At 71.4% G+C, this 22,527-nt stretch carries 20 protein-coding genes; 9 read left to right on the forward strand and 11 right to left on the reverse strand.

From position 1 onward, the window contains the following. Positions 1-18 precede the first annotated feature (18 nt). Positions 19-864 (forward strand): SDR family oxidoreductase, encoded by an 846-nt coding sequence (locus tag ABIE38_RS09775; protein ID WP_354055788.1) that lies wholly within the window; start codon positions 19-21, stop codon positions 862-864. A 36-nt stretch (positions 865-900) separates the two neighbouring features. On the opposite strand, the gene ABIE38_RS09780 is transcribed toward ABIE38_RS09775, so the two are convergent. After that, on the reverse strand, positions 901-1,773 hold the full coding sequence (locus ABIE38_RS09780; RefSeq protein ID WP_354055789.1) for an oxidoreductase: 873 nt from the start codon (positions 1,771-1,773) through the stop codon (positions 901-903). A 131-nt stretch (positions 1,774-1,904) separates the two neighbouring features. On the opposite strand from ABIE38_RS09780, the gene ABIE38_RS09785 reads away from it, so the two are divergent. Further along, complete coding sequence (locus ABIE38_RS09785) at positions 1,905-2,339, forward strand: winged helix-turn-helix transcriptional regulator (protein WP_354055791.1); 435 nt, start codon at positions 1,905-1,907, stop codon at positions 2,337-2,339. A 40-nt stretch (positions 2,340-2,379) separates the two neighbouring features. Here the strand turns inward: ABIE38_RS09785 and bioD are convergent, their stop codons facing one another. From bioD to bioB, 4 genes are read right to left on the reverse strand one after another with little or no spacing between them, the layout of a single operon-like run. Further along, complete coding sequence (gene bioD, locus ABIE38_RS09790) at positions 2,380-3,150, reverse strand: ATP-dependent dethiobiotin synthetase BioD (RefSeq protein WP_354055792.1); 771 nt, start codon at positions 3,148-3,150, stop codon at positions 2,380-2,382. Beyond that, complete coding sequence (locus tag ABIE38_RS09795; RefSeq protein WP_354055794.1) at positions 3,147-4,406, reverse strand: 8-amino-7-oxononanoate synthase; 1,260 nt, start codon at positions 4,404-4,406, stop codon at positions 3,147-3,149. Before ABIE38_RS09795 ends, bioD begins: the two co-directional genes overlap by 4 nt. Beyond that, the gene (locus ABIE38_RS09800; RefSeq protein WP_354055796.1) at positions 4,403-5,767 is read right to left on the reverse strand and encodes an adenosylmethionine--8-amino-7-oxononanoate transaminase; all 1,365 of its coding nucleotides are present in this window, start codon (positions 5,765-5,767) and stop codon (positions 4,403-4,405) included. Before ABIE38_RS09800 ends, ABIE38_RS09795 begins: the two co-directional genes overlap by 4 nt. A 1-nt stretch (position 5,768) precedes the next feature. Next, the gene (gene bioB, locus ABIE38_RS09805; RefSeq protein WP_354055798.1) at positions 5,769-6,908 is read right to left on the reverse strand and encodes a biotin synthase BioB; all 1,140 of its coding nucleotides are present in this window, start codon (positions 6,906-6,908) and stop codon (positions 5,769-5,771) included. 118 nt (positions 6,909-7,026) lie between these two features. On the opposite strand from bioB, the gene ABIE38_RS09810 reads away from it, so the two are divergent. Beyond that, positions 7,027-7,563, forward strand: a complete 537-nt coding sequence (locus ABIE38_RS09810; RefSeq protein WP_354055799.1) for a TetR family transcriptional regulator — start codon at positions 7,027-7,029, stop codon at positions 7,561-7,563. 189 nt (positions 7,564-7,752) lie between these two features. Here the strand turns inward: ABIE38_RS09810 and ABIE38_RS09815 are convergent, their stop codons facing one another. Both ABIE38_RS09815 and ABIE38_RS09820 read right to left on the reverse strand, forming a co-directional pair. Beyond that, complete coding sequence (locus ABIE38_RS09815) at positions 7,753-8,298, reverse strand: CAP domain-containing protein (protein ID WP_354055800.1); 546 nt, start codon at positions 8,296-8,298, stop codon at positions 7,753-7,755. Between the two features lie 137 nt (positions 8,299-8,435). After that, positions 8,436-9,026, reverse strand: a complete 591-nt coding sequence (locus ABIE38_RS09820) for a CAP domain-containing protein (protein WP_354055802.1) — start codon at positions 9,024-9,026, stop codon at positions 8,436-8,438. Positions 9,027-9,247: 221 nt separating this feature from the next. Here ABIE38_RS09820 and ABIE38_RS09825 point away from each other — a divergent pair, with 221 nt between their 5' ends. Continuing rightward, on the forward strand, positions 9,248-10,354 hold the full coding sequence (locus ABIE38_RS09825) for a baeRF3 domain-containing protein (RefSeq protein ID WP_354055804.1): 1,107 nt from the start codon (positions 9,248-9,250) through the stop codon (positions 10,352-10,354). A 68-nt stretch (positions 10,355-10,422) separates the two neighbouring features. Beyond that, positions 10,423-12,486 (forward strand): oxidoreductase, encoded by a 2,064-nt coding sequence (locus ABIE38_RS09830; RefSeq protein ID WP_354055806.1) that lies wholly within the window; start codon positions 10,423-10,425, stop codon positions 12,484-12,486. A gap of 182 nt (positions 12,487-12,668) precedes the next feature. Here ABIE38_RS09830 and ABIE38_RS09835 read toward each other — a convergent pair whose 3' ends face one another. Beyond that, entirely contained in the window at positions 12,669-14,249 is a 1,581-nt protein-coding gene (locus tag ABIE38_RS09835; protein ID WP_354055807.1) for an MFS transporter, read from the reverse strand. 214 nt (positions 14,250-14,463) lie between these two features. On the opposite strand from ABIE38_RS09835, the gene ABIE38_RS09840 reads away from it, so the two are divergent. Next, a complete protein-coding gene (locus tag ABIE38_RS09840; protein ID WP_354055809.1) occupies positions 14,464-15,237 on the forward strand; it encodes a SurA N-terminal domain-containing protein in 774 nt (257 codons plus the stop codon). 45 nt (positions 15,238-15,282) lie between these two features. Beyond that, positions 15,283-16,896, forward strand: coding sequence for a hypothetical protein (locus tag ABIE38_RS09845; protein WP_354055811.1), 1,614 nt, complete (start codon positions 15,283-15,285; stop codon positions 16,894-16,896). A gap of 163 nt (positions 16,897-17,059) precedes the next feature. Here ABIE38_RS09845 and ABIE38_RS09850 read toward each other — a convergent pair whose 3' ends face one another. After that, positions 17,060-17,938, reverse strand: a complete 879-nt coding sequence (locus tag ABIE38_RS09850) for a universal stress protein (RefSeq protein ID WP_354055812.1) — start codon at positions 17,936-17,938, stop codon at positions 17,060-17,062. A gap of 128 nt (positions 17,939-18,066) precedes the next feature. Here ABIE38_RS09850 and ABIE38_RS09855 point away from each other — a divergent pair, with 128 nt between their 5' ends. Together ABIE38_RS09855 and ABIE38_RS09860 are read left to right on the forward strand one after the other, a co-directional pair. Further along, positions 18,067-18,507, forward strand: a complete 441-nt coding sequence (locus ABIE38_RS09855; protein ID WP_354055814.1) for a Fur family transcriptional regulator — start codon at positions 18,067-18,069, stop codon at positions 18,505-18,507. Between the two features lie 55 nt (positions 18,508-18,562). Then, positions 18,563-20,089, forward strand: coding sequence for a catalase (locus ABIE38_RS09860; RefSeq protein WP_354055816.1), 1,527 nt, complete (start codon positions 18,563-18,565; stop codon positions 20,087-20,089). A 141-nt stretch (positions 20,090-20,230) separates the two neighbouring features. Here the strand turns inward: ABIE38_RS09860 and ABIE38_RS09865 are convergent, their stop codons facing one another. Both ABIE38_RS09865 and ABIE38_RS09870 read right to left on the reverse strand, forming a co-directional pair. Beyond that, positions 20,231-21,292: a phosphotransferase family protein gene (locus ABIE38_RS09865; protein ID WP_354055818.1), complete on the reverse strand. Its 1,062-nt coding sequence runs from the start codon at positions 21,290-21,292 to the stop codon at positions 20,231-20,233. Continuing rightward, positions 21,289-22,413 carry a TIGR03857 family LLM class F420-dependent oxidoreductase gene (locus ABIE38_RS09870; RefSeq protein WP_354055820.1) on the reverse strand — a complete coding sequence of 375 codons (1,125 nt, stop codon included), beginning with the start codon at positions 22,411-22,413 and terminating at the stop codon, positions 21,289-21,291. Before ABIE38_RS09870 ends, ABIE38_RS09865 begins: the two co-directional genes overlap by 4 nt. Positions 22,414-22,527: the final 114 nt, after the last annotated feature.

The raw sequence follows: 22,527 nt of genomic DNA on the forward strand, positions 1-22,527 counted from the left end.
GGCGGGGTTGGACGGGTCATGACAGCTCAACCGACCCTCGCCGTCACGGGAGCCACCGGAGCACTCGGGGGTTCCGTCGCCCGGCGGTTGGCCGAGCGCGGAGTCCCGCAGCGCCTGATCGTCCGGAGCGCGGAGCGAGCGCCATCGTTGCCGGGCGCGGACGTCGCCGAAGCGTCGTACGAGGACCGCGAAGCTCTGGCCGATGCCGTGCCCGGCATCGAGACCGTGTTCTTCGTGTCCGGCAACGAGGCCGCGGACCGCGAGTCGGTGCACCGGTCCGCCGTCGAGGCATTCGCGGCGGCCGGTGTGCGCAGGGTCGTGTACACCTCGTTCCTGGGCGCCTCCCCGGAGGCGAGTTTCACCTTCGCGCGGACGCACCACGCGACCGAGGAGATGATCAAGGCCACGGGGATGGATTACGTCTTCCTGCGCCCGAGCTTCTACCTGGACCATGTCGCCGGCTGGGCCGATGCAGAAGGAGTCATCCGCGGACCCGCCGGGGACGGGCGGATCGCGTGGATCGCCCGGGAGGACCTCGCCGAGGCGGCGGCCGGGGTCCTGACATCCGAGGGACACGACGGCCGGACCTACGACCTGACCGGCGACGAGCTGCTGACACTGGACGAGACCGCAGCACGGTTGACCGAGGCAACGGGCAAGGCATACCGGTTCCAGGACGAGTCGATCGACCAGGCCTACGCCTCCCGTCGGCAGGGTTACCCCGGGACGCCGGAGTGGGAACTCGACGGGTGGGTCGGGACCTACCTGGCGATCTCCCGCGGCGAGATGGCGGTGGCCAGCGGCTCCGTGAAGGAACTCACCGGCCACCGGCCCCGGGGGATCTCGGACTTCTACGGTAGGTGAACGCCTACGCCGGGTGAGTCCCCGCGCCGACGCCTGTCAGAGGCCGATCTGGTCCAGTGCTGCCAAGTCCTCGGGGGAGAGGGTCAGGCCGGCGCCGGCGACATTCTCCCGCAGGTGCGCTGCCGTGGATGTGCCGGGAATGAGCAGGATGTTGGGGGAGCGCTGGAGCAGCCAGGCCAGTGCGACCGACATCGGGGCCGCCCCCACGTGGTCGGCGACCGCCGTGATTTCGGTGGACTGTAGGGGGCTGAAACCTCCGAGGGGAAAGTACGGGACGAAGGCGATGTTCTCGGCATCGAGCCGGTCGATGAGGTGATCGTCGTGGCGGTGGGCGAGGTTGTACATGTTCTGTACGCACACGATCGGGGCGATGCTCTGGGCCTCGGCGGCCTGCTCGGCGGTGACGTTGCTGACCCCGAGGTGGCGGATGAGTCCGTCGTGGTGAAGTTCGGCGAGGGTCTCGAAGGCCTGGGCGAGCGAACCCGGCTGCGGCCCCTGGGCGTCTCCCATCCTCAGATTGACCAGGTCGAGAGCCTCGACCCCGAGCGACCGGAGGTTGTCCTCCACCTGCGTGCGCAGGTCCTCAGGTCGCCGGGCCGTCGGCCAGCCACCCCGCTCGTCACGGTTCGCGCCCACCTTCGTGGCGATGACGAGCGACTCCGGATACGGGTGAAGCGCCTCACGGATCAGTTCGTTGGTGAAGCGCGGGCCGTAGGCATCACTGGTGTCGATGTGAGTGATCCCCAGGTCGACCGCGGCGCGCAGCACCGCCAGTGCGCCGCTGCGGTCGGCCGGGGGGCCCGTCACCCCGGGGCCCGCGAGCTGCATCGCGCCGTAGCCGAACCGGGTGACCGTCAGATCACCCAGGTTCCAGATGCCGCCGGGAAGAGTCACAGAGGGAGTAGACATGGTCTTTCCTTCGTCGTTGCCGTGGGGAGTGGACGGTTCCACCTCCTTGCACCATTCTCGGGAGGTAACTTCCCCGGGGGAAGTAGGCACTTGAAAGTGCCTAACCCGCCCGAAGGAGAGGGGATGGTTCCGTGACGACGACTGCGGCGCAGAAGAAGGACCAGGCCACGATCGAGTACAACGCGTTTCTCGCGGTATGTCCCAGCCGTCAGCTGTTGGACCGAATTTCGGACAAGTGGGTGGTTCTGGTCCTCTGCGCGCTGGGCGGCGAGGCCTCCTCTGACACGGCAGTGACGAGCACGCCCCGAGCAATGCGCTATTCCGAACTCGCCCGCGCCTTGGTCGGGGTCAGCCAGAAGATGCTGACCCAGACGCTGCGGTCGTTGGAGCGCGATGGCCTGCTCACCCGCACCGTCACCCCGACCGTGCCGGTCACCGTCACTTACGAGCTGACGGAGCTGGGAGTCTCTCTTCATCACATGACTCGGGGTCTCAGGGCCTGGGCGCAGACGCACATGGCCGAGGTGCTGGCCAACCGCGAGACTCACGACGCTGCTGCCACCTGAGCGCCCGCATCGTCGAGACTCGCTTTCGAGAAAACCGTGCCTATGGAGTCCGGTGCCCCCCTCGGAGGGCGGGCACGACGTGATCGCTGAACCAGCTCGGGGCGGTACGGGCGAATTCGTCGGGCGAGAACGCCCCGGCCCCCTCAGGAACCCGGCCGACCACCGGGACCCCGGTCAGGCGGGGCAGGTCCTCCAGATTGAGGCGCTCGGCAAGGTCCGGGTCGTACGGCCACGAGCCGATCACGATCCCGGCACACCGGAGTTCGGCGGCTTCGATCGCTCGGACCGTGAGCTCGGTGTCGGACAGTGTGCCCAGTCCCGCGCGGGCCACCACGACCACCGGGGCGGCGAGTGACCGGGCGAGGTCGAGCACCGTGAGGTCGGTGCCCAGGCGCACGAGCACGCCACCGGCGCCCTCGATCAGGTCCAGCCGACCGGTCGGGGTGGCGGGCTCCTCAGCAGATGCGGAGGCTTCGGAGGAACCCGCGTCGGCGCCGCCGAGCCAGCAACGGATCGGCCCGAGGAGGTCGTCGAGCGTCGCCTGCGGCACCCCGGCCACTCGCGCGGCGGTCTCGGGGGCCAGCGGATCCGGCAGTCGCCGCACCTCCAGGACGCGTCGGGTCCCCGACAGTCGTGCGGCCTCGTCCGCGTCACCCGGTTCGCCGGGGGCAAGGCCTGTCTGGACCGGCTTGCAGATGCCCACGTCCAGGCCCGCCGAGCGGGCGAGCGCGGCCAGCGCGGCGGTGGCGATGGTCTTGCCGACATCGGTGCCTGTCCCGGTGATGACGACAGGCGTGGGCGCGGCAGTCATGCGCGAGCCCCGGTGGAGGCGACTGTGGTGGGGGAGTTTGAACCCCCGATCGAGGAGGGGGAGCGCGAGGCCTGGGCCGATGCTGGGGAGGCCGAGGAGTCGGGAAGGCGGTAGCCGTGCTCATCGAGCACCCGGGCGAGCACCTCACACGCACGGTCGAGGTCGGCCCCTGAGATGTCCGCGCGGGCGGTCAGTCTGAGTCGCGCTGTGCCCTCGGGAACCGACGGCGGGCGGAAGCAGCCCACGCGCAGGCCCAGCTCAGCGCACCGGGCGGCTGCGGACGCGGCGCGGGACGGATCCCCGAGGATCACCGACACCACCGCCGACCGCGGCCGGTCCGCGCCGGTCACCGTGGCGAGGTGCTCGGCCACCTCCAGTACACGGAGGGCCCGTTCGGGCTCTCGCCGCAGCACTGCCAGTGCCGACCGCGCCGCGCCCACGCTCGACGGCGCCAGGCCGGTGTCGAAGATGAACGTGCGGGCGGTGTCCACCAGGTGCTCGCGTACCCGCTCCGAGGCCAGGACCACCCCGCCCTGCGAGCCGAGCGCCTTGGACAGCGTCGCCGTGACCACCACGTCCTCGAACCGAGCCAGCCCCACCTCGTCGACGAGCCCCCGCCCGCCGGTCCCGCGCACGCCCAGCCCGTGGGCCTCGTCCACCAGCAGCACCGCGCCGTGCGCCCGGGACGCCCCGTGGAGGGCGAGCAGCGGCGCGAGGTGGCCGTCGGCGCTGTACACCGAGTCGGTGACGACCAGCGCGCGCTCCTCGGTGCGCCCGGCCAGGGCCCGGGCGACCGCCTCGACGTCACCCCTGTCGACGACGACAACGCGCGCCCGCGACAACCGGCACGCATCCACCAGGGAGGCGTGTGAACCCCCATCGGAGACGATGAGCGATCCCCGCCCGGAGAGCGCGACCACCGCCCCGAGGTTGGCGGTGTACCCGGAGGAGAACACCAGCGCGGCCGGCCTGCCGGCGAACTCGGCGAGCTCGGACTCCAGCGCGGAGTGGTCGCTCGTCGTGCCCGTGACCAGCCGCGACCCGGTCGATCCCGCACCCCAGCGGCGGGTCGCCTCGACCGCGCCCTCGATCACCTCGGGGTGCCGACCCAGGCCCAGGTAGTCGTTGGAGGCCAGGTCGATCACGCGGTCGTCGGCGGGCCTGGGCCGCAGGACGCGGTGCACATGCCGGGCCGCCCGGTCCTCGGCGGCGCCGTCGAGCCAATCCAGGGCGGGGGAGCGCAGCTGCTCGCTCATCGGCTCGCCCCCGCTGCTGCGGCCCCCGCCACCGCGGCCGCACAGATCTGATCGATCTCGTCATCTGTAGAGACCAGCGGGGGCATCGTGTAGATGAGATCCCGGAAGGGGCGTAGCCACACGCCGTGAGAGGTGATCGCCGTTGTCGTCGTCGTCATCTCCACCGGCCTGTCCAACTGCACCACACCGATCGCCCCCAGCACCCGTACGTCCACCACGCCGGGCACGTCGAGCGCGGGCGCCAGGCCACGGCGCAGGCGCGCCTCGATTCGCGGCACCCGCTCGCGCCACTGACCGGACTCCACCAGGTCCAGCGACGCGCACGCCACCGCGCAGGCCAGGGGGTTGCCCATGAACGTCGGCCCGTGCGCCAGGCCGCCCGCCTCGCCGGCGCTGATCACCTCGGCCACCCGGTCGGTGGTCAGCGTCGCGGCCAGGGTCAGGTATCCGCCGGTCAGCGCCTTGCCCAGGCACATGATGTCGGGCGCGACCCCGGCGTGGTCGGCGGCGAACAGCGCGCCGGTGCGGCCGAAGCCTGTGGCGATCTCGTCGAAGATCAGCAGCGCGCCGGTCTCGTCGGCCAGGCGCCGCAGGTCGTGCAGGTAGTCGGGGTGGTGGAAGCGCATACCGCCCGCGCCCTGGACCACCGGTTCCACGATGATCCCCGCCAGCTCGCCCGAGTGGCCGCGGATCACCCGCTCGACCTCGGCGGCGTAGGCCGGGTCGTAGTGGACCGGCGGCGCGGGTGCGAACACCTGGTCGGCCACCACGCCGCGCCACATGGAGTGCATGCCGCCGTCCGGATCACACACGCTCATGGGGGCGAGCGTGTCGCCGTGGTAGCCGCCGCGCCAGGTGGCCAGGCGGGTGCGCTCGGGGCGGCCCCTCGAGCGCTGGTACTGGAGGGCCATCTTGGCGGCCACCTCCACCGACACCGATCCCGAGTCCGCCAGGAACACCTTGTTCAGCTCTCCCGGCGCCATCCGCGCCAGCCGCGTCGACAGCTCCACCGCCGGCGCGTGGGTGAGGCCACCGAACATCACGTGGCTCATCGTGTCGACCTGCCGGTGTGCGGCGGCGTCCAGGTGTGGGTGGCGGTAGCCGTGGATGGCCGCCCACCACGAGCTCATGCCGTCGATCAGCTCGGAGCCGTCCGCCAACCGCAGCCGCACCCCTGACGCCGACGCCACCGGCAGCGGCTGCGTGGACGCCGGGAACCCGCCGTACGGGTGCCAGACGTGCTCGGCGTCGGCGGCCAGGAGCGCGGCGGTGGCGGCCTCGTGCGCCGCGCGGCCCAGTCGCTCGACGGCAGGGTTCGGGCGCTCGGCAGCGGAGGTGGTGAGGTGAAGCGGGGCGGACATGTCAGGCGTTCGCGGGCTCGCCGGTGCCGGCGCCGCGGGTGCGGATCGCCACCTTCTTCTCCTGCGCGACCGGCGCGGCGGGAGCTGTCACGAGCGCGGCGGCCTCGGCGATCTCGCCTGCCCCGTCGGCCCCGTCGGCCCCGTCGGCGTCCTCCATCCGCAGGATCTCCAGCCCGGCGTCGGCGATCATCTGCAGGTCCTCGCCGCCGGGCTGGCCCTCGCTGGTGAGGTAGTCGCCGAGGAACAGTGAGTTGGCCACGTAGAGGCCCATGCCCTGGAGGTATCCGAGGTGCCGTTCGCGGCCGGCGGCCATCCGGATCTCGGTGTCGGGGGCGACGAACCGGACCATCGCGAGGATCCGCAGGCAGTCGCGCGGGTTGAGCGTGTCCACGCCCTCGAGCGGGGTGCCGTCGAAGGGCAGCAGGAAGTTCACCGGGATCGAGTCAACGCCCTTGGCGCGCAGGTCGAAGGCCAGCTCGACCAGCTGCTCGCGGGTCTCGCCCATGCCGGCGATGAAGCCCGAGCACGCCGACAAGCCCGCGCCGTGCGCCTGGCTCACGGTGTGCTCGCGGTCCGCGTAGGTGTGGGTCGAGCAGATCTCCTCGTAGTGGCTCTCCGCCGTGTTGAGGTTGTGGTTGTAGGCGTCGGCGCCGCTCGAGCAGAGCTTCTCGGCCTGCCCGTCCTTCAGTGCACCCAGGCACGCGCACACCTCGACGCCCGGGGTGTCGGACTTGATGGCCTCGATGATGTCGGAGACCTTGCCGACCTCGCGGTTGCTCGGGCCCGTGCCGCTGGCGACCAGGCACACGCGCGAGGCGCCGGCCGCGATGCCCGCCTTGGCCGCGGTGACGGCCTCCTCGGTGTTCAGCCAGGTGTAGCGCAGGATGCCGGCGGTGGAGCCCAGGCGCTGCGAGCAGTAGAAGCAGTCCTCCGGGCACAGGCCACTCTTGAGGTTGACCAGGTAGTTGACCTTGACCTTGTTGCCGAAGTGCTCGAACCGCAGCCGGGACGCGGCCGCGACCACCTCCATGAGCTCGGCGTCAGACGAGTCGAGCACGGCGAGCGCCTCGGTCGCGTCGATCGCCCCGCCGCCCTGAATGCGGTCCGCGAGCTCGTGCCAACGGGTGGTCGTGATGGCCATGGTTCCTCCTGAACGCCGTTCATTGAACGCCGTTAAGGTAGCGGGAATCCGCCGACTTGTACAGCGTTCAGGTTCCAGGCGCGTCGGAGCTGCGACGGGGGCGATAGGGTTACCGGTCGTGGCTCTCAACAAGTCGGCCGTCGTCGACACCGCGCTCGGACTCCTGCACGAAGCGGGGTTGCCCGGCATGTCGATGCGCACGCTGGCGACACGGCTGAACGTCCAGCCGAGTGCCCTGTACTGGCATTTCCCGTCCAAACAGGCGTTGCTCACCGCGGTCGCCGAGAGGGTCCTGGCGGACGTGGCCCCGGTGGAGGCCGGCGCATCGGCCGCCGACGAACTGCGCGGGGTGACGCGGGCGATGCGGATCGCAGTCGCGGGGGTGCCCGACGGGGCCGAGATCGTGGCACTGGGGCTGGCCGCCGGTGCCGTGAACCCGGTGGCCGAGGCGGTCGCACGGACGTGTTCGAGGCACGGGGGCGGTGATCGGGCGGCGGGCCTGACCACGGCGCTCACCGCCTACGTCCTGGGCGTGACGATCGAGGAGCAGACCCACCACAACCTCGCCGCCGTGGACCCCGCGATGCCGCGCGTCGACTACGACTCCCGATTCCACGAGGGGCTCGAGGCGATGCTTGCGGGAATGGTCGGCTGACGCGGCGCCTCGGCCATGGCCCGCGAGCGCCGACCGTGCCGCCGGGCGCCCGCCGGGCCCGCACAACGATAAGGACGTTCCGCACACTCGCTTCTCGCGAAACGTGTGCGGAACGTCCTTATCGATGAGTGGTGTTCTCGATGAGTGGTGTTCGGTGAGCGCTTCCGACCGGGACCGGCCGGACCCGACTCAGCTCCGGGTGAACACCTGGGTGGCGTAGAGCCTGTTGTCGCCGGCCACGGCGACGCCCATGCCCATCGAGGTGTGGTCACTGCGCAGCAGGTTGAGCCTGTGGCCGGTGGACGCCATCCACTGGTTGACCAGCTGCTGAGGCGTGGCGTTGCGCCAGTTCTGCAGCACGTTCTCCGACCAGCGCGTGGTACCGCTCGGCACCTGGTCGCGCAGGTCGGGGTTGTGGTACATCCGGTTCTCGGCGGCCTGCACCTGGCTCCAGGCGGTGGCCAGCTGAACGAGCGCGTCGTTGGACGGGAGCGGAGCCCGGCCGTTGGCCACGCGCGCCGCGTTGGTGGCGTCGTGGAGTTGCTGGCGGTACTCGTCGCTCGTGGGGTCGAGCGCCGGGACGGTGCCGCCGCCGCCGACGGCGACGCCGAACGACGAGCCCGGCATGAGGAACTGCTGCGCAGAGGCCGCGGGCACGCCGAGTCCGGCGACCGCCATGGTGGCGGCAGCGCAGACGGCGAGGGGCTTGACGAAACGAGGGGAAGTGCGACGCACGAGGGATCTCCAGTTCTGCACACCCCGAGGGGGAGGGCGTGCAGAGGCCACGGTAGAGAGCAAATCCCCGGCGGGCTAGGGGGAAAAGAAATCTAGCCGAATTTTCACACTGTTAACCGGAAGAACCCCTGGTGGTGCTACCCCCGCTCGAAGTCGAGTACGACGTGGATCACTCCGTCCTCGTCCGCGGCCGTTCCCACTCCCACCTTCGTGAACGCGCCGTCGAGCATCCGCTCGCGCATTCCGGTGTCGGTGAGCATCGCGGTGAGCACGTTCTGCGGCGTGGCCTCCGGGGGCAGGGTCAGGACCGTGCGGTCCCGGGCCTCGCCGCTGTCAGGGACCGGGAGATCGCCGGTCGTGGGGTCGCCCGCCGCCAGTTGATCCGCGCGGACCGCGGCCTCGACGGACAGGATCGCGTCGGTGACCAGGCGCTCGGCGCCCACTGCGGTCCGGGCCTCGTTGACCCCGGCCACCACGCTGCCCTCGAACGCCTTCCGGGCCACCTCGGGCGGAACCACCACGAGAGGGGCGTCCTGCTCGGCGACGGTGGTGGCCGTGGTGGCGCCCGGTGCGGGCGCGCCCGACATGAGCGAGGCGAGGCCGGGGATGTCCAGCGGAAACGGCAGGGCGAGTTCGAGCGACCCCTGGGCGGAGGCCGTGCCGGCGCCCGTGACGAGCAGGAGGGCGGAGGCCCCGGCTGCGACGGCGGAACGGATGGGATGACGCACGTGGGTGTCCTTTCCTGGGGTGGCGGCCGGAGCCGGACCCGGCGGGGATCGTTGACTCACATAGTAATGCTGCGAGTTCACTCACGCATCTTTCGTCACAGAAGTCACATCTGTTACACCGCCTGTAGTGGCTTGCGTAGGCCTGCCCGTACACATCTCCGGCGTGCAACGATCGGCTCGAGAGCCCGCGTCGGGCTGTGATCGGCGTTACGGTCGGAGTCATGACGTCGATCCAACGAACCCGGAACATCGATCCGATCACCGCCGCCGACCTGGAGTCGCTGGGCACCGCCTCCGGACCGGCGGTGTCGGTGTTCATGCCAACGCACCGCGGCGGACCGGAGACGCGGCAGGGCCCGCTGAGGTTGCGCTCGCTGCTCGACCGCGCGCAGGCCGAGCTGGTCACCCGGGGCACGCCGGCCGAGGAGGCCGCCGAGCTGCTCGCGCCGCTGCGCGAGCTGGGGAACGAGGACCCCTTCTGGCAGCACACCGCCCACGGACTGGCGCTCTACGCCGCACCCGGGATCGCACGGACCTTCCGGCTGGGCACGGAGATGCCGGAACTGGTCCACGTGTCCGACTCGCTCGCCATCCGCCCCCTGGTCCCGTCCGCGGTCGGCGACGGCGAGTTCCTCATCCTGGCCCTGAGCCAGAACTCGGTGCGTCTGTTCGAGGCCACCCGGGGTTCGGTCCACGAGCGGGACATCGGCACCGCTCCGGCGTCCATGGAGGACGCCGAGGGTCGCACCGAGCGCGAGCCCCAGCTGCAGCACCAGGCCGCGGCCGGGGGCACCGCCGCCTTCCACGGGCACGGGGCCGGCGGCGAGGTGGACCGCGTGATGCTGCAGAAGTTCTTCCGTCAGGTGGCGGCGGGTATCGACGAGCTGCTCGCGGGGCCCGACCGTCGACCGCTCGTGCTGGCGGCGGTGGCCGAGCATCACCCGATGCTCAGGGACGAGCTGTCCTACGCCCACCTCCTCGACGAGGTGGTGGCCGGGAACCCGGACCACGTCGGCGGCGCGGAGCTGCAGGAGAAGGCGTGGCCGATCGTCCAGCCCGTCCTCAGTGCCGACGCGGCCGCCGCGACCGAGCGGTTCGGGGAGGCCCTCGGGACCGGGCTCGGGGTGAGTGATCCCAGGGATATCGTCACCGCGGCCTTCGAGGGCCGGGTGGAGACGCTGATCCTCACCGGGGCCGCCTGTCGCCCGGAGGATCAGCCGGGCGACCTCGACGACGCCGTGGGTCACACCTGCGCCACGTCCGGACGGCTCGTGGTGCTCGAGGCCCTCCCGCACGGCAACGCGGTGGGCGCGATCCTCCGCTACTGACCGCGGTCCCGCCCGACACGACCTTACCCGCGGGTAAGGTCGTGTCCGGTCAGGGCACAATGGGCACCATGAGCTCCAGCCACCCGCACTTGACCAGCCCTCTTGTCGTCGGGCCCCTCACCCTGCGCAACCGCGTGGTCATGGGGTCGATGCACACCGGGCTCGAGGACCGCAGCAAGCACCTGCCCGAGCTCACGGCCTACTTCGCGGAGCGGGCGCGCGGCGGCACCGCCATGATGGTCACCGGCGGGTTCTCGCCCGACGTCGAGGGCTGGCTGCTCCCTGCCGGGTCGATGATGGCCAGCCGGCGGATGGCGGACAAACACCGCGGCCTCACCGACGCAGTCCATGCCGAGGGCTCGCACATCCTGCTCCAGCTGCTGCACGCCGGCCGGTACGGTTATCAGCCGTTCGTCCGCTCGGCCTCGTCCACCAAGTCGCCCATCAGCATGTTCAAGGCGCGGGCCCTCAGCTCCCGGGGTGTCGAGCGCACCATCGACCACTGGGTGCGGGCAGCGCGCCTGGCGCGCCGGGCCGGGTACGACGGCGTCGAGATCATGGGCTCCGAGGGATACCTGATCAACCAGTTCCTCGCGGCCCGGACCAACCAGCGCACCGACGCGTGGGGCGGCACCGCGAGCAAGCGCATGCGGTTCCCCGAGGAGATCGTCCGCCGGGTCCGCGCCGAGGTGGGCCCCGACTTCCTGATCCAGTACCGCATCAGCGTGCTCGACCTGGTGCCGGACGGGCAGACCTGGGACGAGACCGCCGAGCTCGCGCACCGCCTCGAGGCCGCGGGCGTCGACGTGTTCAACACCGGAATCGGCTGGCACGAGGCCCGTATCCCCACCATCGTCACCTCGGTGCCGCGGGCGGCGTTCGTCGACCTGGCGGCCCGGCTCAAGCGAGGAGTGGGCGTACCGGTGATCGCCTCCAACCGCATCAACACCCCGGACGTGGCCGAGCGGATCCTCGCGAGCGGGCAGGCCGACCTGGTGTCGATGGCGAGGCCGCTGCTGGCGGACCCGGCTTTCGCCGCCAAGGTCGCCGAGGGGCGGGCCGACGAGATCAACATCTGCATCGCCTGCAACCAGGCGTGCCTCGACCACACCTTCGCCAACAAGCGGGCGTCCTGCCTGGTCAATCCCCGCGCCGGCCGGGAGACGGAGCTGCTGCTCACCGTGGCGCCCACGCGCCGGCGGGTGGCGGTGGTCGGTGCGGGCCCGGCCGGCCTGGCCTGCGCGGAGGCGGCCGCATCGCGCGGGTTGGCCGTGGAGGTGTTCGAGACCGAAGACGAGATCGGCGGGCAGTTCCGCTACGCCATGCGCGTGCCGGGCAAGGAGGAGTTCGCCGCGTCCCTGGCCTACTTCAGCCGCCGCCTCGACGTGCTCGGGGTTCCCGTTCACCTGGGGCGGCGCGCCGCCGCCTCGGATCTGGCCGGGTTCGACCACGTCGTGGTGGCGACCGGCGTCCGCCCGCGGGCGCTGGAACTGCCGGGCGCCGACCATCCCATGGTCATGACCTACCCCGAGCTGCTCACCGGTGCGCGCAGACCCGGCCGTCGCGTGGCGGTGATCGGTGCCGGCGGGATCGGCGTCGACGTCTCCGGGTTCCTGCTCGCCGGCGGGCCGGGACTGGATCTCGACGGCCGGTGCGCCCACGGCCACTCCACCGACGTAGAGGCGTGGAAGCGGCACTGGGGGGTGACGGACCCGGCCGTCGACCGCGCGGGCCTGGGCACCGCTGTGCTGGACGACCCCGCGCACGAAGTGCACCTGCTCCAGCGCAAGGCCACCTCGATCGGCAAGGGCCTGGGCAAGACGACCGGCTGGGTCCACCGCGCCGAGCTCAAGACGGGCGAAGTCCAGCAGTACACCGGGGTGACCTACGAGAAGATCGACGACGACGGGCTGCACATCCTCGACGCCGACGGCCTCCGCCGGGTGGTGCGCGTGGACTCGGTCGTGGTGTGCGCGGGCCAGGAGTCGGTGCGCGACCTCGCCGACGAGCTGGTCGGTTCCGGAGCCGGCGCGGGGGCCCGGGTTCACGTGATCGGCGGCGCCGACGTGGCCGCCGAGCTGGATGCCAAGCGCGCGATCAAGCAGGGCGTGGAGCTCGCGGCCACCCTCTGAGCGGCCGCCCCTGCCTCCGACCCCGACCCCCTCCCTCACTTGGCGGACCCCTCCAGCCAGTTAGCGGAACCCCCCGGTCAGCTGGCGGACAGGTTTCGCGTCCGCGGGCCCTCCTTCGCCACAGAAGTCCGCTAACCGGGGGAAGGGTGAGTACCGGAGCCCGCGTGGAGGGGCTGCCCGGCTCAGGCGCAGCGCTTCTCGCGGCGGCGGTCGACCACGCTGAACGCCAGCGCTCCCCCGGCCAGCGCGGCGATCAATCCCAGGGCCGCCCGGAACGCGAGCAGCCAGTCGTCCTGGGACTCGACGATCCAGAACAGCACGCCGGGCACGACGGCCGTGCCGATCGCGGTGCCCATGCGCTGGCCCAGCGAGATGATGCTGCCGGCCACCCCTCCGTACGCGGGGTCGACCGCCCGCAGCGTCAACGTCTGATTGGGCGAGATGGTCATGCCCTGGGCGGTGCCCATCAGCGCGGCGGGGGCCATGAAGACCAGGTAGCCCACCGCCCCGGATTCGACCAGCCCCGCGAGCAGGATGAACGTGCCCAGCGCGGTGAGGGTGAGACAGAACCCCACGATCACCAGCCGGCGCCCGAGCTTCAGCACGAACCGTCCCGCGACCTGCGCGGACACCGCGGCGCAGATCGAGGCGGGCAGGCTGACCAGCGCGGAGTCGATCGGCGCGTACCCCAGGTGGAACTGCAGGTACATGGGCATCACGATCCACAGGCTGGTCCCACCCATGAAGTAGATCGAGACGATGATCATGCCGTTGCGGAACGCCGGGTCGCGGAAGATCTCGGGGTTGACCAGGGGCGGTCGACCGACCCGCTCGTAGCGGCGCTCCCACCAGGCAAACGCCCCGAGCAGGGCCACCCCCAGCGGCACCAGGGCCCACAGCGCGGGGTGGGCCCCGCGGTTGAGGAAGGGCAGCATCACCGAGAGCACGGCCGCCCCGAGCAGCACGATGCCAACCGGGTCCAGGTCGAGGCGGCGGCGTGCTGCCTTCTGCGGCGGTGTCACCGGCGCGGAGGCGTTGGTCGCGGCCGCGGCCCGGGAGGCGGCGTCCTCGTCGTCGTCGTTCTCCAGATAGGCCAACGCGCCGGCGCGCGCCCTGGATCCGCCGACGTCGCGGCCGTCGTGGTCGGTCCTGGGAAGCGCGCGGTCGTCGGGCAGCCACCGCTGGCCCAGCACCAGGGCGAGCACACCGAGAGGCACATTGACCAGGAACATCGCGCGCCACCCCAGGTCGTCACCGAGGGCTTCGATGAGCAGGCCGCCGACCAGTGGACCCGAGGCGGTGGCCACCGAGACCGTGGTGGCCATGGTGGCGAACGCGCGGGCGCGGGCCGACCCGCGGAAGTACTTCTGGATGAGTCCGAATGTCTGCGGGTTGAGCATCCCCGACCCGATGCCCTGGACCACCCGCGCGGCGTTGAGCATCTCGATGCTCTGCGCGAAGCCGGCGATCACGGCCCCGGCGGTGAAGACGGCGACCCCGGCGAGGAAGAGCCGCTTGCGGCCGGTCGCGTCGCCGAGTCGTCCCGAGGGCACCAGCAGCAGGCCGAACGACAGCGCGTACCCGGAGACCACCCACTGCAGGCCGCGGGAGTCGGAGCCGAGGGCCGGGCCGATCACGGGCAGCGCCACGTTAATCACCGACAGTGCGAGCAGCGCCATGAACAGCGGAACCATCAGGGTGGTGAGCACCCGCGCCGTACTCACGGGCGGCTCGGCCGCGGGAGTCACTGGCTGGTCGGTCACCCGGGCGATGGTATCCGTGGGCCGACGGGAGGCCGCCGGTCGCCGGGCGGCGGACGCCCCCGTGCGCGGGTCCGGGTCCCGCGTGCCGAGGTCCCGCGTGCCCAGATCGCGCCCGCCCAGGTCCCGCGTCCACAGGCCGTGCGTGCACAGCTCCCGCCTAACTCCGGTGTGTAGCCTCGGCGGACTGATGCACCCATCAACGTCAGGAGATCGAGTGCTGAAGAACACATGGCGGCTGGTCGCGGTCGCGGCGGCGTCCGTGCTCATCGCAGCGGGCTGCAGTGCCCCGGGCGACGGCGACGGCGCCGCGGAGGGCGAGCCGACCGCGGCGACCGAGCAGGCCGATACCCAGACCGACGGCGACCAGGACGGCTCGGGTCCGAACATCGACGACATCCCGGATCCGGTGGCCGAGGTCAACGGCACCGAGATCACCAAGGACGAGTTCGTCACCGTCTTCCAGGGTCAGTACCAGCAGATGACCATGCAGGCGCAGATGACCGGGCAGCCCGTGGACGAGAACCAGCTGAGGTCGCAGACCCTCGAAGGATTGGTCGGGAGCGAGCTGCTGCGGCAGGAGGCCGTGGAGCGCGGACTCGAGGTCTCGGACGCCGAGATCGACACCGCGCTCGCAGGGTTCGCCGAGGCCAACCAGGCCAGCGAGGACGAGTTCATCGCGGCGATGGGCGAACAGGGTCTGGACCGCGACGCCGTGATGGAGCAGATCGAGAAGCAGCTCCTCGTGGACAAGCTGATCGTCGACGAATACGGCGAGTTCTCCGCGACCGACCAGGAGATCGAGGCCGCCTACGAGCAGTTGGTGCAGCAGCAGGCGATGTCCGGAGGCCAGGCGGGCGGCGGACTGCCCCCGCTCGAGCAGGTCCGCGGGGAGGTCGAGGAGCAACTGGTGGCCGAGCAGCAGGCGCAGGCCATGCAGACGCTCTCCGAGGAGTTGCGCGAGGGTGCGGACGTGACCGAGCACCTCTAGCGGAACCGGCGCTAGGGCGCCTGGGTCCGTGGTGGAATCGGTCCCATGGGCGCACCGGGCAGGATCGACTCGACCGGCTTCGCGGCACTCACCGCCGCTGGCACCGCGACACTGACCGCGGTTCTGGCCGCGACGGTGACGAGTGTGGTGGTGCTGAGCTCCCCGACGGCCGCCGCGCAGCCGCACGCTCCGCAGCCCGGGCCCACGGTGGCCGCACCGCCCGGACTCGGCCCCGCCGGCACCTCCACGGTGCACGGGGACGTGGCCTCCACCGACACGATGCCCGGTCGGGGGCCGGGTGCGAACCCCGCGATCGTGGGCGCGCTGACGGGGGCGACCTGTTCGACCGTGTTCGTCGGCACCGACGGCATGCCCGTCGCCCTGTGCACCTCGTATGTGGGGCTCCATCCGCCGACCCCGCTCGCGCCGACGGTCAAGCTCTTCCATCCCGACACCGCGGCGGTACTCGCAGAGGTGCAGCTGGCCAAGGGTGCGCTCCTCGGCGGGGTGTACGGCTACCTCGACGACCGCGACCGGGTGGTGGTGGCCGACGGCAACCGCAGGCTCCTCGCCGTGGGGCACCACCGCGACCCGAACGGCACCTGGCACATGTCGGTCGACGTCCTGGCGGACCTGTCCGCGGGCGTCCCCGACGGCGACGCGGTCACCGGCCTGATCCCGGCGTTCGACGGTCGGGTCTGGTTCGCGACCTCCGGTGGGGTGGTGGGAACCGTTCGGCCGGGCGACGACGACACCGTGCGCACCCTCGCCCTGCCCGCAGGGGAGAGGATCACCAACGGGCTGACGGTCCGACCCGGCGGCGCGTCGGTGATCGCCACCCGGGCCCTCTACGAGATCGATCTCGAGTCGGACGGGACCCCGGTCGTGAGCTGGCGGCACGGTTATGAGGTGGGCCCGGCGCGCAAACCCGGCCTGCTGGCGCACGGCTCCGGAACCACGCCAACGTACTTCGGCCCGGGCGACTCGCTGGTGGCGATCACCGACGACGCCGAGCACCCCGATCTGATCGTCCTGCGCCGATCCGACGGTTCGGAGGTGTGCCGGATGCCGGCGTTCGCGACCTCGCTCGCACCGGCCTCCGCCGCTCCGGACGGCGTGCTGATCGAGGGACCTGCGGCCACGGAGAACTCGATCATCGCGGTCGGGGACTCGCTCGTGCTGGTCAACACCTACGGGTATGAGTACCCGCCGTTCGCCGTCGACGGCCCGGCCCTCCCCGCCTCCGCGCCGTACACCGGTGGGATGACCCGCATCGACGTGCGGGCCGACGGGACCGGGGGCGCGGACGGCAGCTGCTCCCGGGCGTGGACCTCGCTCGCCCGCACCGCGTCGCTCCCCAAGCTCACGACCGGTGACGGGCAGATCCACGCGCTGGCCTACGGCCCGCCGCGGGCGGAACTAGGGCTCGGCCCGGAGCTCGGACCCCTGCTCGATCAGGGGCTGGCGCAGAAGTTCGGCCCGGTGGATGTGACCTCGACGGATGTGGAGACCGGCCGGGAGGTGGCGCGTTCCTTCGTGGGCGTGGCACCGCTGGACGAGCCGATGGAGCTCACCGGCACCGTGGTCTCCCGCGGTGACGCCCCGGGTGTCATGTGGCAACCCACGCTCACGCGCATGCTCCGGATCGGGCCCGCGTAGCGCCAGTCCCTCTGTCGCCCGGACCCCGCCCCCACCCGCATCGATAAGAGCGTTCCGCGCACCCTCTTCTCGGCCGATGCGTGCGGAACCGACTTCTGGATGGGGCCGGATGGGACCGGATGGGGTTGGACGGGGTGAATGGGGTGGGGTTGGGCGGGGAGGGTCAGTCGGTGGGGCGGACGACGGCGACAGCGCACGGCGCCGTCTGGAGCAGCCGCCGACTGACCGATCCGAGCAGGAGGCCGGCGAACCCGCCGTGTCCGCGCGATCCGGTGACCAGGAGCGCGGCGCCCGCGGCCTCGGTGGCGATGGTGGTGGCGGGTTCGCCGACCACGAGGACCAGGTCGACGGTGACGCCCGGGTGGCGGGCCTCGTGCGGCGCGAGGGCGTCGGTGACCACCTTCTCGTCCTCGGCCAGCACGCTCTCGGCCAGCTGGTCCAGGTCGAACAGCGACGCGCCGGGCAACCGGGGGACCTCGACGGAGTGGACCACCCGCAGGGTGGCGCCCCGCCTCTCGGCCTCGGCGAAGGCGAACGCCGCGGCGGGGTCCCCGGCCTCGGATCCGTCGGCGGCCAGGACCACCGGGCCGCTGCTGTGGCCCTCCGGTGTGCGCGGGGTGATCACGAGGACGGGGCACCTCGCGTGTTCGACCACCCCGGCTGAGGTGGACCCCATGGCGAAGTCCTCGCGGGCGGTCAGGCCGCGGCTGCCCACGACGATCGCCGAGGCGTATCCGGTGGTCTCGACGAGCGCGCCGACGGGGCTGTCGGCGACCACGCGGTAGATCGCCGGGACCTGTCCGACGAGGTCGGTGAGCTGGTCCCGCATGGCTCCCTCGACGTTGGCCCGGGCGGTCTCGTCGAAGGCGACCACGCGGCCGACGGCGCGGTCGGCGGAGATCACCTCGAGGCTCGCATCGTGGTCGCGCGCCCAGTTCGCGGCCCAGGCCACTGCCCGGCGGGCGTCCCGCGAACCGTCGTAACCACACACGACCGGTCCGGTGGCGGTCTCCGTCATGGCGTCCTCCTGCGGGTTCGGCATCGCTGATCAGCCTAGTCGGCGCGTGCGACGGCAGCAGGGCGAGCAGCTGCGGTGCAGCCGACATCGTTACCAAAGCGGAACCAGTCCTTTTCTGGACCAGTTCCAGAAAGTCGGCTAGGGTGATGACCATGACGACGCAAATGCAGGATCCGGGAGCGCTGCTCCGGACAGCCGGGTTGAGGGTCACCTCTCCTCGGTTGGCGGTCCTCGCGGTCGTCGACAGTCGTCCCCACATCGCGGCGGAGGACGTCGCGGTACTGGTCCGGGAGCGGCTGGGCGCGGTGTCCACGCAGACCGTCTACGACGCGCTGCGTGTGTGCACCGACGTCGGACTCATGCGGCGCATCGAACCGGCCGGCTCACCGGCCCGGTACGAACGCCGCACTGGGGACAACCACCACCACCTCGTGTGCCGGCAGTGTGGCCGGATCGAGGATGTCGAATGCGCGGTGGGGCATGCGCCCTGCCTGCAGGCGGATCACGATCACGGCTTCCTGATCGACGAGGCCGAGGTCAACTACTGGGGCACATGTCCCGAATGTCAGGCGGGCCGTGCCCGGCTCGGTTAAGACTGAGACGCAGACCACATCGCCCATCACCCCACCACAACGAGGAGCACCAGACGTGACCACGCATCCCGCCGACCGCGGCGTACGCGACTTCCAGCCCAAGTCCGCCACCACCACCGACAGTGGCCAGCCGGTACCGAGCGACGAGTTCAGCGCCCGGTTGGGCGAGCTGGGTCCGCAGCCGATCCACGACTTCTACCTGATCGAGAAGCTCGCCCACTTCAACCGCGAGAACGTCCCGGAGCGTCTGCCCCACGCCAAGGGTTCGGGCGCCTTCGGCGAGTTCGTCACCACCGAGGACGTCTCGGACATCACCTGCGCCGGCCTGTTCCAGCAGGGCGTCACGACCCCGATGCTCGCCCGCTTCTCCACCGTCGCCGGCGAGAAGGGGAGCCCGGACACCTGGCGCGACCCGCGCGGCTTCGCCCTGAAGTTCTACACCGACGAGGGCAACTACGACATGGTCGGCAACAACACGCCGGTCTTCTTCGTCCGCGACGCCCTCAAGTTCCCCGACTTCATCCACTCGCAGCGCCGCAAGAACGCCTCCGGGCTGCGCAACCACGCCATGCAGTGGGACTTCTGGACCCTGAGCCCCGAGTCGACCCACCAGGTCACCTGGCTCATGGGCGACCGCGGCATCCCCGCCACCTGGCGCCACATGGACGGCTTCGGCTCGCACACCTACCAGTTCATCAACGCCGCCGGCGTGCGCCACTGGGTCAAGTTCCACTTCAAGACCAACCAGGGCATCGACTTCCTCACCCAGGCCGAGGCCGACAAGCTCGCCGGTGAGAACGCCGACTACCACCGCCAGGACCTCTACGAGTCCATCAGCAACGGCGAGTTCCCGTCGTGGGACCTGCACGTCCAGGTGATGCCGGTCGACGAGGCGGCGACCTACCGCTTCAACCCGTTCGACCTCACCAAGGTCTGGTCGCAGAAGGACTACCCGCTGCGCAAGGTCGGCACCATGACGCTGAACCGGAACCCGCAGAACCACCACGCCCAGATCGAGCAGGCCGCGTTCGCGCCGACCAACATCGTCAAGGGCATCGGCTTCTCGCCCGACAAGATGCTCCTCGGCCGCGTCTTCGCGTACCCGGACATCCAGCGCTACCGCATCGGCCCCAACTACCAGCAGGTGCCGGTCAACCGTCCGCTGTCGCCGGTGAACTCCTACTCCAAGGAGGGCGCCATGCAGTACGAGTTCCCGCACCCGGCCCAGGCCGAGTACGCCCCCAACACCCTCGACGGCCCGGTCGCGGATCCGGCCCAGGCGTTCGACTTCGGTGATTGGGACACCAAGGGCTCGGAGATCTACCGCGGGGACGTGTCGCCGCACTCCGACGACACCGACCAGGCGCAGGCGACGACGCTGTACCGGGAGGTCCTCGACGACGCCGCCCGCGGGCGCCTGGCGGGCAACATCGCCGGCCATGTCAGCAAGATCGACCCGTCCGAGACCGAGCTGCTCGAGCGCGTGTACGCCTACTGGGCGGCCGTCGACCAGAGTCTGTGCGAAGCCGTGAAGGCCGGCGTCGAGTCCGGTCCGCGCGGCAACCACCGTCGCCAGGAGTGACCACTCCGTAGCCGAGCACGATTCGACCGAGCACGATTCGACCGAGCACGATTCAGCCGAGCTCGACTGAGACGAAGGGCCCGATCCCGCGACCAGCGGGGTCGGGCCCTCCTCGTGCGCGGGCGTCCCGCCCGGGCCCCGTCAGCCGCCGCGAACCACCGTCAGGGCGTCGTGATCGGCGATCGCCCGACAGGCCCGCCGCATGAGCAGGGCGAACATCTCGTCCCCGCGCGTGGTCCGGGTGCCGTACATCCAGCCGAAGATCCCGAGCACCGGGGTCTGGAGCAGCCCGTAGATGTAGTCGTCCCAGCAGGTCTCGAGGGAGTAGTCGGTCACCCCGTGCCCGACGAGCGCGCGGTGGTAGTCGGCCACTATTCCGCGTTCGGCGGCCCGGCGGTCGGCGACGTCCAGGCTGGAGCCGAGGAAGCCGCTCAGGTCGCGCCCGGGCAGCCCCACCGTGAGGGTCTGCCAGTCGCACGCCAGGGACGGCCGGTCCCCGGAGGGGTCGATCAGCATGTTGTCGGCGCGGTAGTCGGAGTGCAGCAGCGCGAAGCGATCGGTCCGCCCGTTGGCCCAGTCGGCGATCAGCGGCGCAATCTCAGACAGGATCCGTTGCTCGTCGTCGTCGAGCCGGTCCCCCAACTCCGAGAGGAAGGCCTCCAGCGCCGGCCCGCCGAGTTCCTGGAGGGTGACGTTGTCCTCTGCGGAGGGGCAGGAGAGGCCGTCGATGCCGCGTAGCGCCGGATCGCACCAGCGCGGGCCGTGCAACCCGGCCAGGTTGACCGCGCAGTCGCGGGCGTCCTCGATGGTCAGCCCGGTGAGCTGGTCGCCCTGGACCAGCGGCGCCACGTCGTCGAGCACGAGCGTGAACTCGCCCTCCCGCTCCCCGAGCGCGGCGAACCGCGCCCGCGGCACCCGCACGGCCACGGTGGGGGCGAGGTCGCGGTAGAACAGCACCTCGCTCCGGTAGACGCCGTGCAACAGCGGACGCATGCCCTCGTCGGGGTTCGGGAGCTTGACGAACAGCGTCGGCGGGAGCCCGTCGCCGTCGACGTGGGCGACCACGCAGCAGCCGATCTGACCGGTCCCCACGGCCTCGGTCCGTGCCGACCGGACCGGCGTGCCGAGCGCCTCGGTGAGCCACTCGGCGGTCACGTCCTCCGGGGTGCAGACGATCGCCGGGCTCGACTCGATGCTGGTCATGACTGGGGGTCCTTCCGCAGGTGGAGACGTCCGGGGTTGGGTGAGAGATGATCGAACCGACGGGGATCCCGTCGGCGGCGCCAGGCGTCCAGGACCGGGGCGAGCTCGTCGGGGGTGGCGCCGTGCAGGACGACGGAGTCCGCGCCGAGCGCGAGCTGGCCCTCGATGCGGCCTGAGCAGTGCTCGGCGCTGCCGACCGCCGCGCAGGCGAGCCACTCGTCGGGCAGCACGTCGCGGGCGTGACGGAGGATGTCGAGGTCGTCGGTCGCGTCGAGCGCACCGGAGTGGGCGGACAGGCGTTCGTCGGCGCGGAACCGCTCCAGCCCCGCCGGGTCCCAGCCGTTTACCCGGACCAGCACGTCGCCGTACCCGGTGAGGTAGGTGGCCAGGCGACCGACGAGTTTGCGCAGACGCGCGGTCTCGTCGAGCGAGTCCTCGATGGTCGCCATCACCGACCAGATCCGCACCTGCGCCGGATCGCGGCCGGCCCGCTCGGCGGCCTCGCGGACCAGCCGGACGGATCTGGCCACGGCGGTGTCGGACATGAAGGTGTGCAGGACCACGCCGTCGGCGATCCGTCCGGCGAGCCGGAGCGAGTTGTCCCCCATGGCCATGAGCAGCACCGGGATGTCCTCGTCGAACGAGGCGTCCTGCACGAGATAGGGATAGCTGCCCGCCGGGCCGTCGTGCCCCGCCACCGACCCGCCGTGCCACAGCGTGCGGTAGATGCCCACCGCGTCCTCGAGCTGCGCGGACGTGACGTGGGGCAGGCCCATGATGTCGAACAGGAGCGGGATGCCGCGGCCCAGCCCGAACGCGTACCGGCCGCCGGACATCCGGTGCAGCGTGGTGGCCATGGTGGCCGTCACCAGCGGGTGGCGGGTGTTGTGGTTGGTCGCGGCGGTCCCCACGCCGATCCGGGTGGTCGCCGCGACCGCCGCCCCGGCCATGACGGCCGCGTCCTTGAGGGCGAAGCGCTCGGACAGCAGGATCGACCCGAGTCCCAGCTCCTCTGCGCGGGCGGCCTCGGTGATGAGATCGGCCGGTGACGCGCTGTGACCGGCCAGGCCGTAGCAGGCTAGTTCGGGCATGAGCGGCGGGGCGGGGTCGTCGTGGGTCATGCGTGCCCTTCGGCAGAATGGAGCAACCGGGGAGAAAGTGACACGTGTCACGTTACCCCGGTGGGGGCGGCCACCCGGCCGGATCCGTCGGCCGGTTCTGCCGACCCGTTCGCC

This window comes from Dietzia sp. 2505 (genome assembly GCF_040546785.1).
Taxonomy (GTDB): domain Bacteria; phylum Actinomycetota; class Actinomycetes; order Mycobacteriales; family Mycobacteriaceae; genus Dietzia.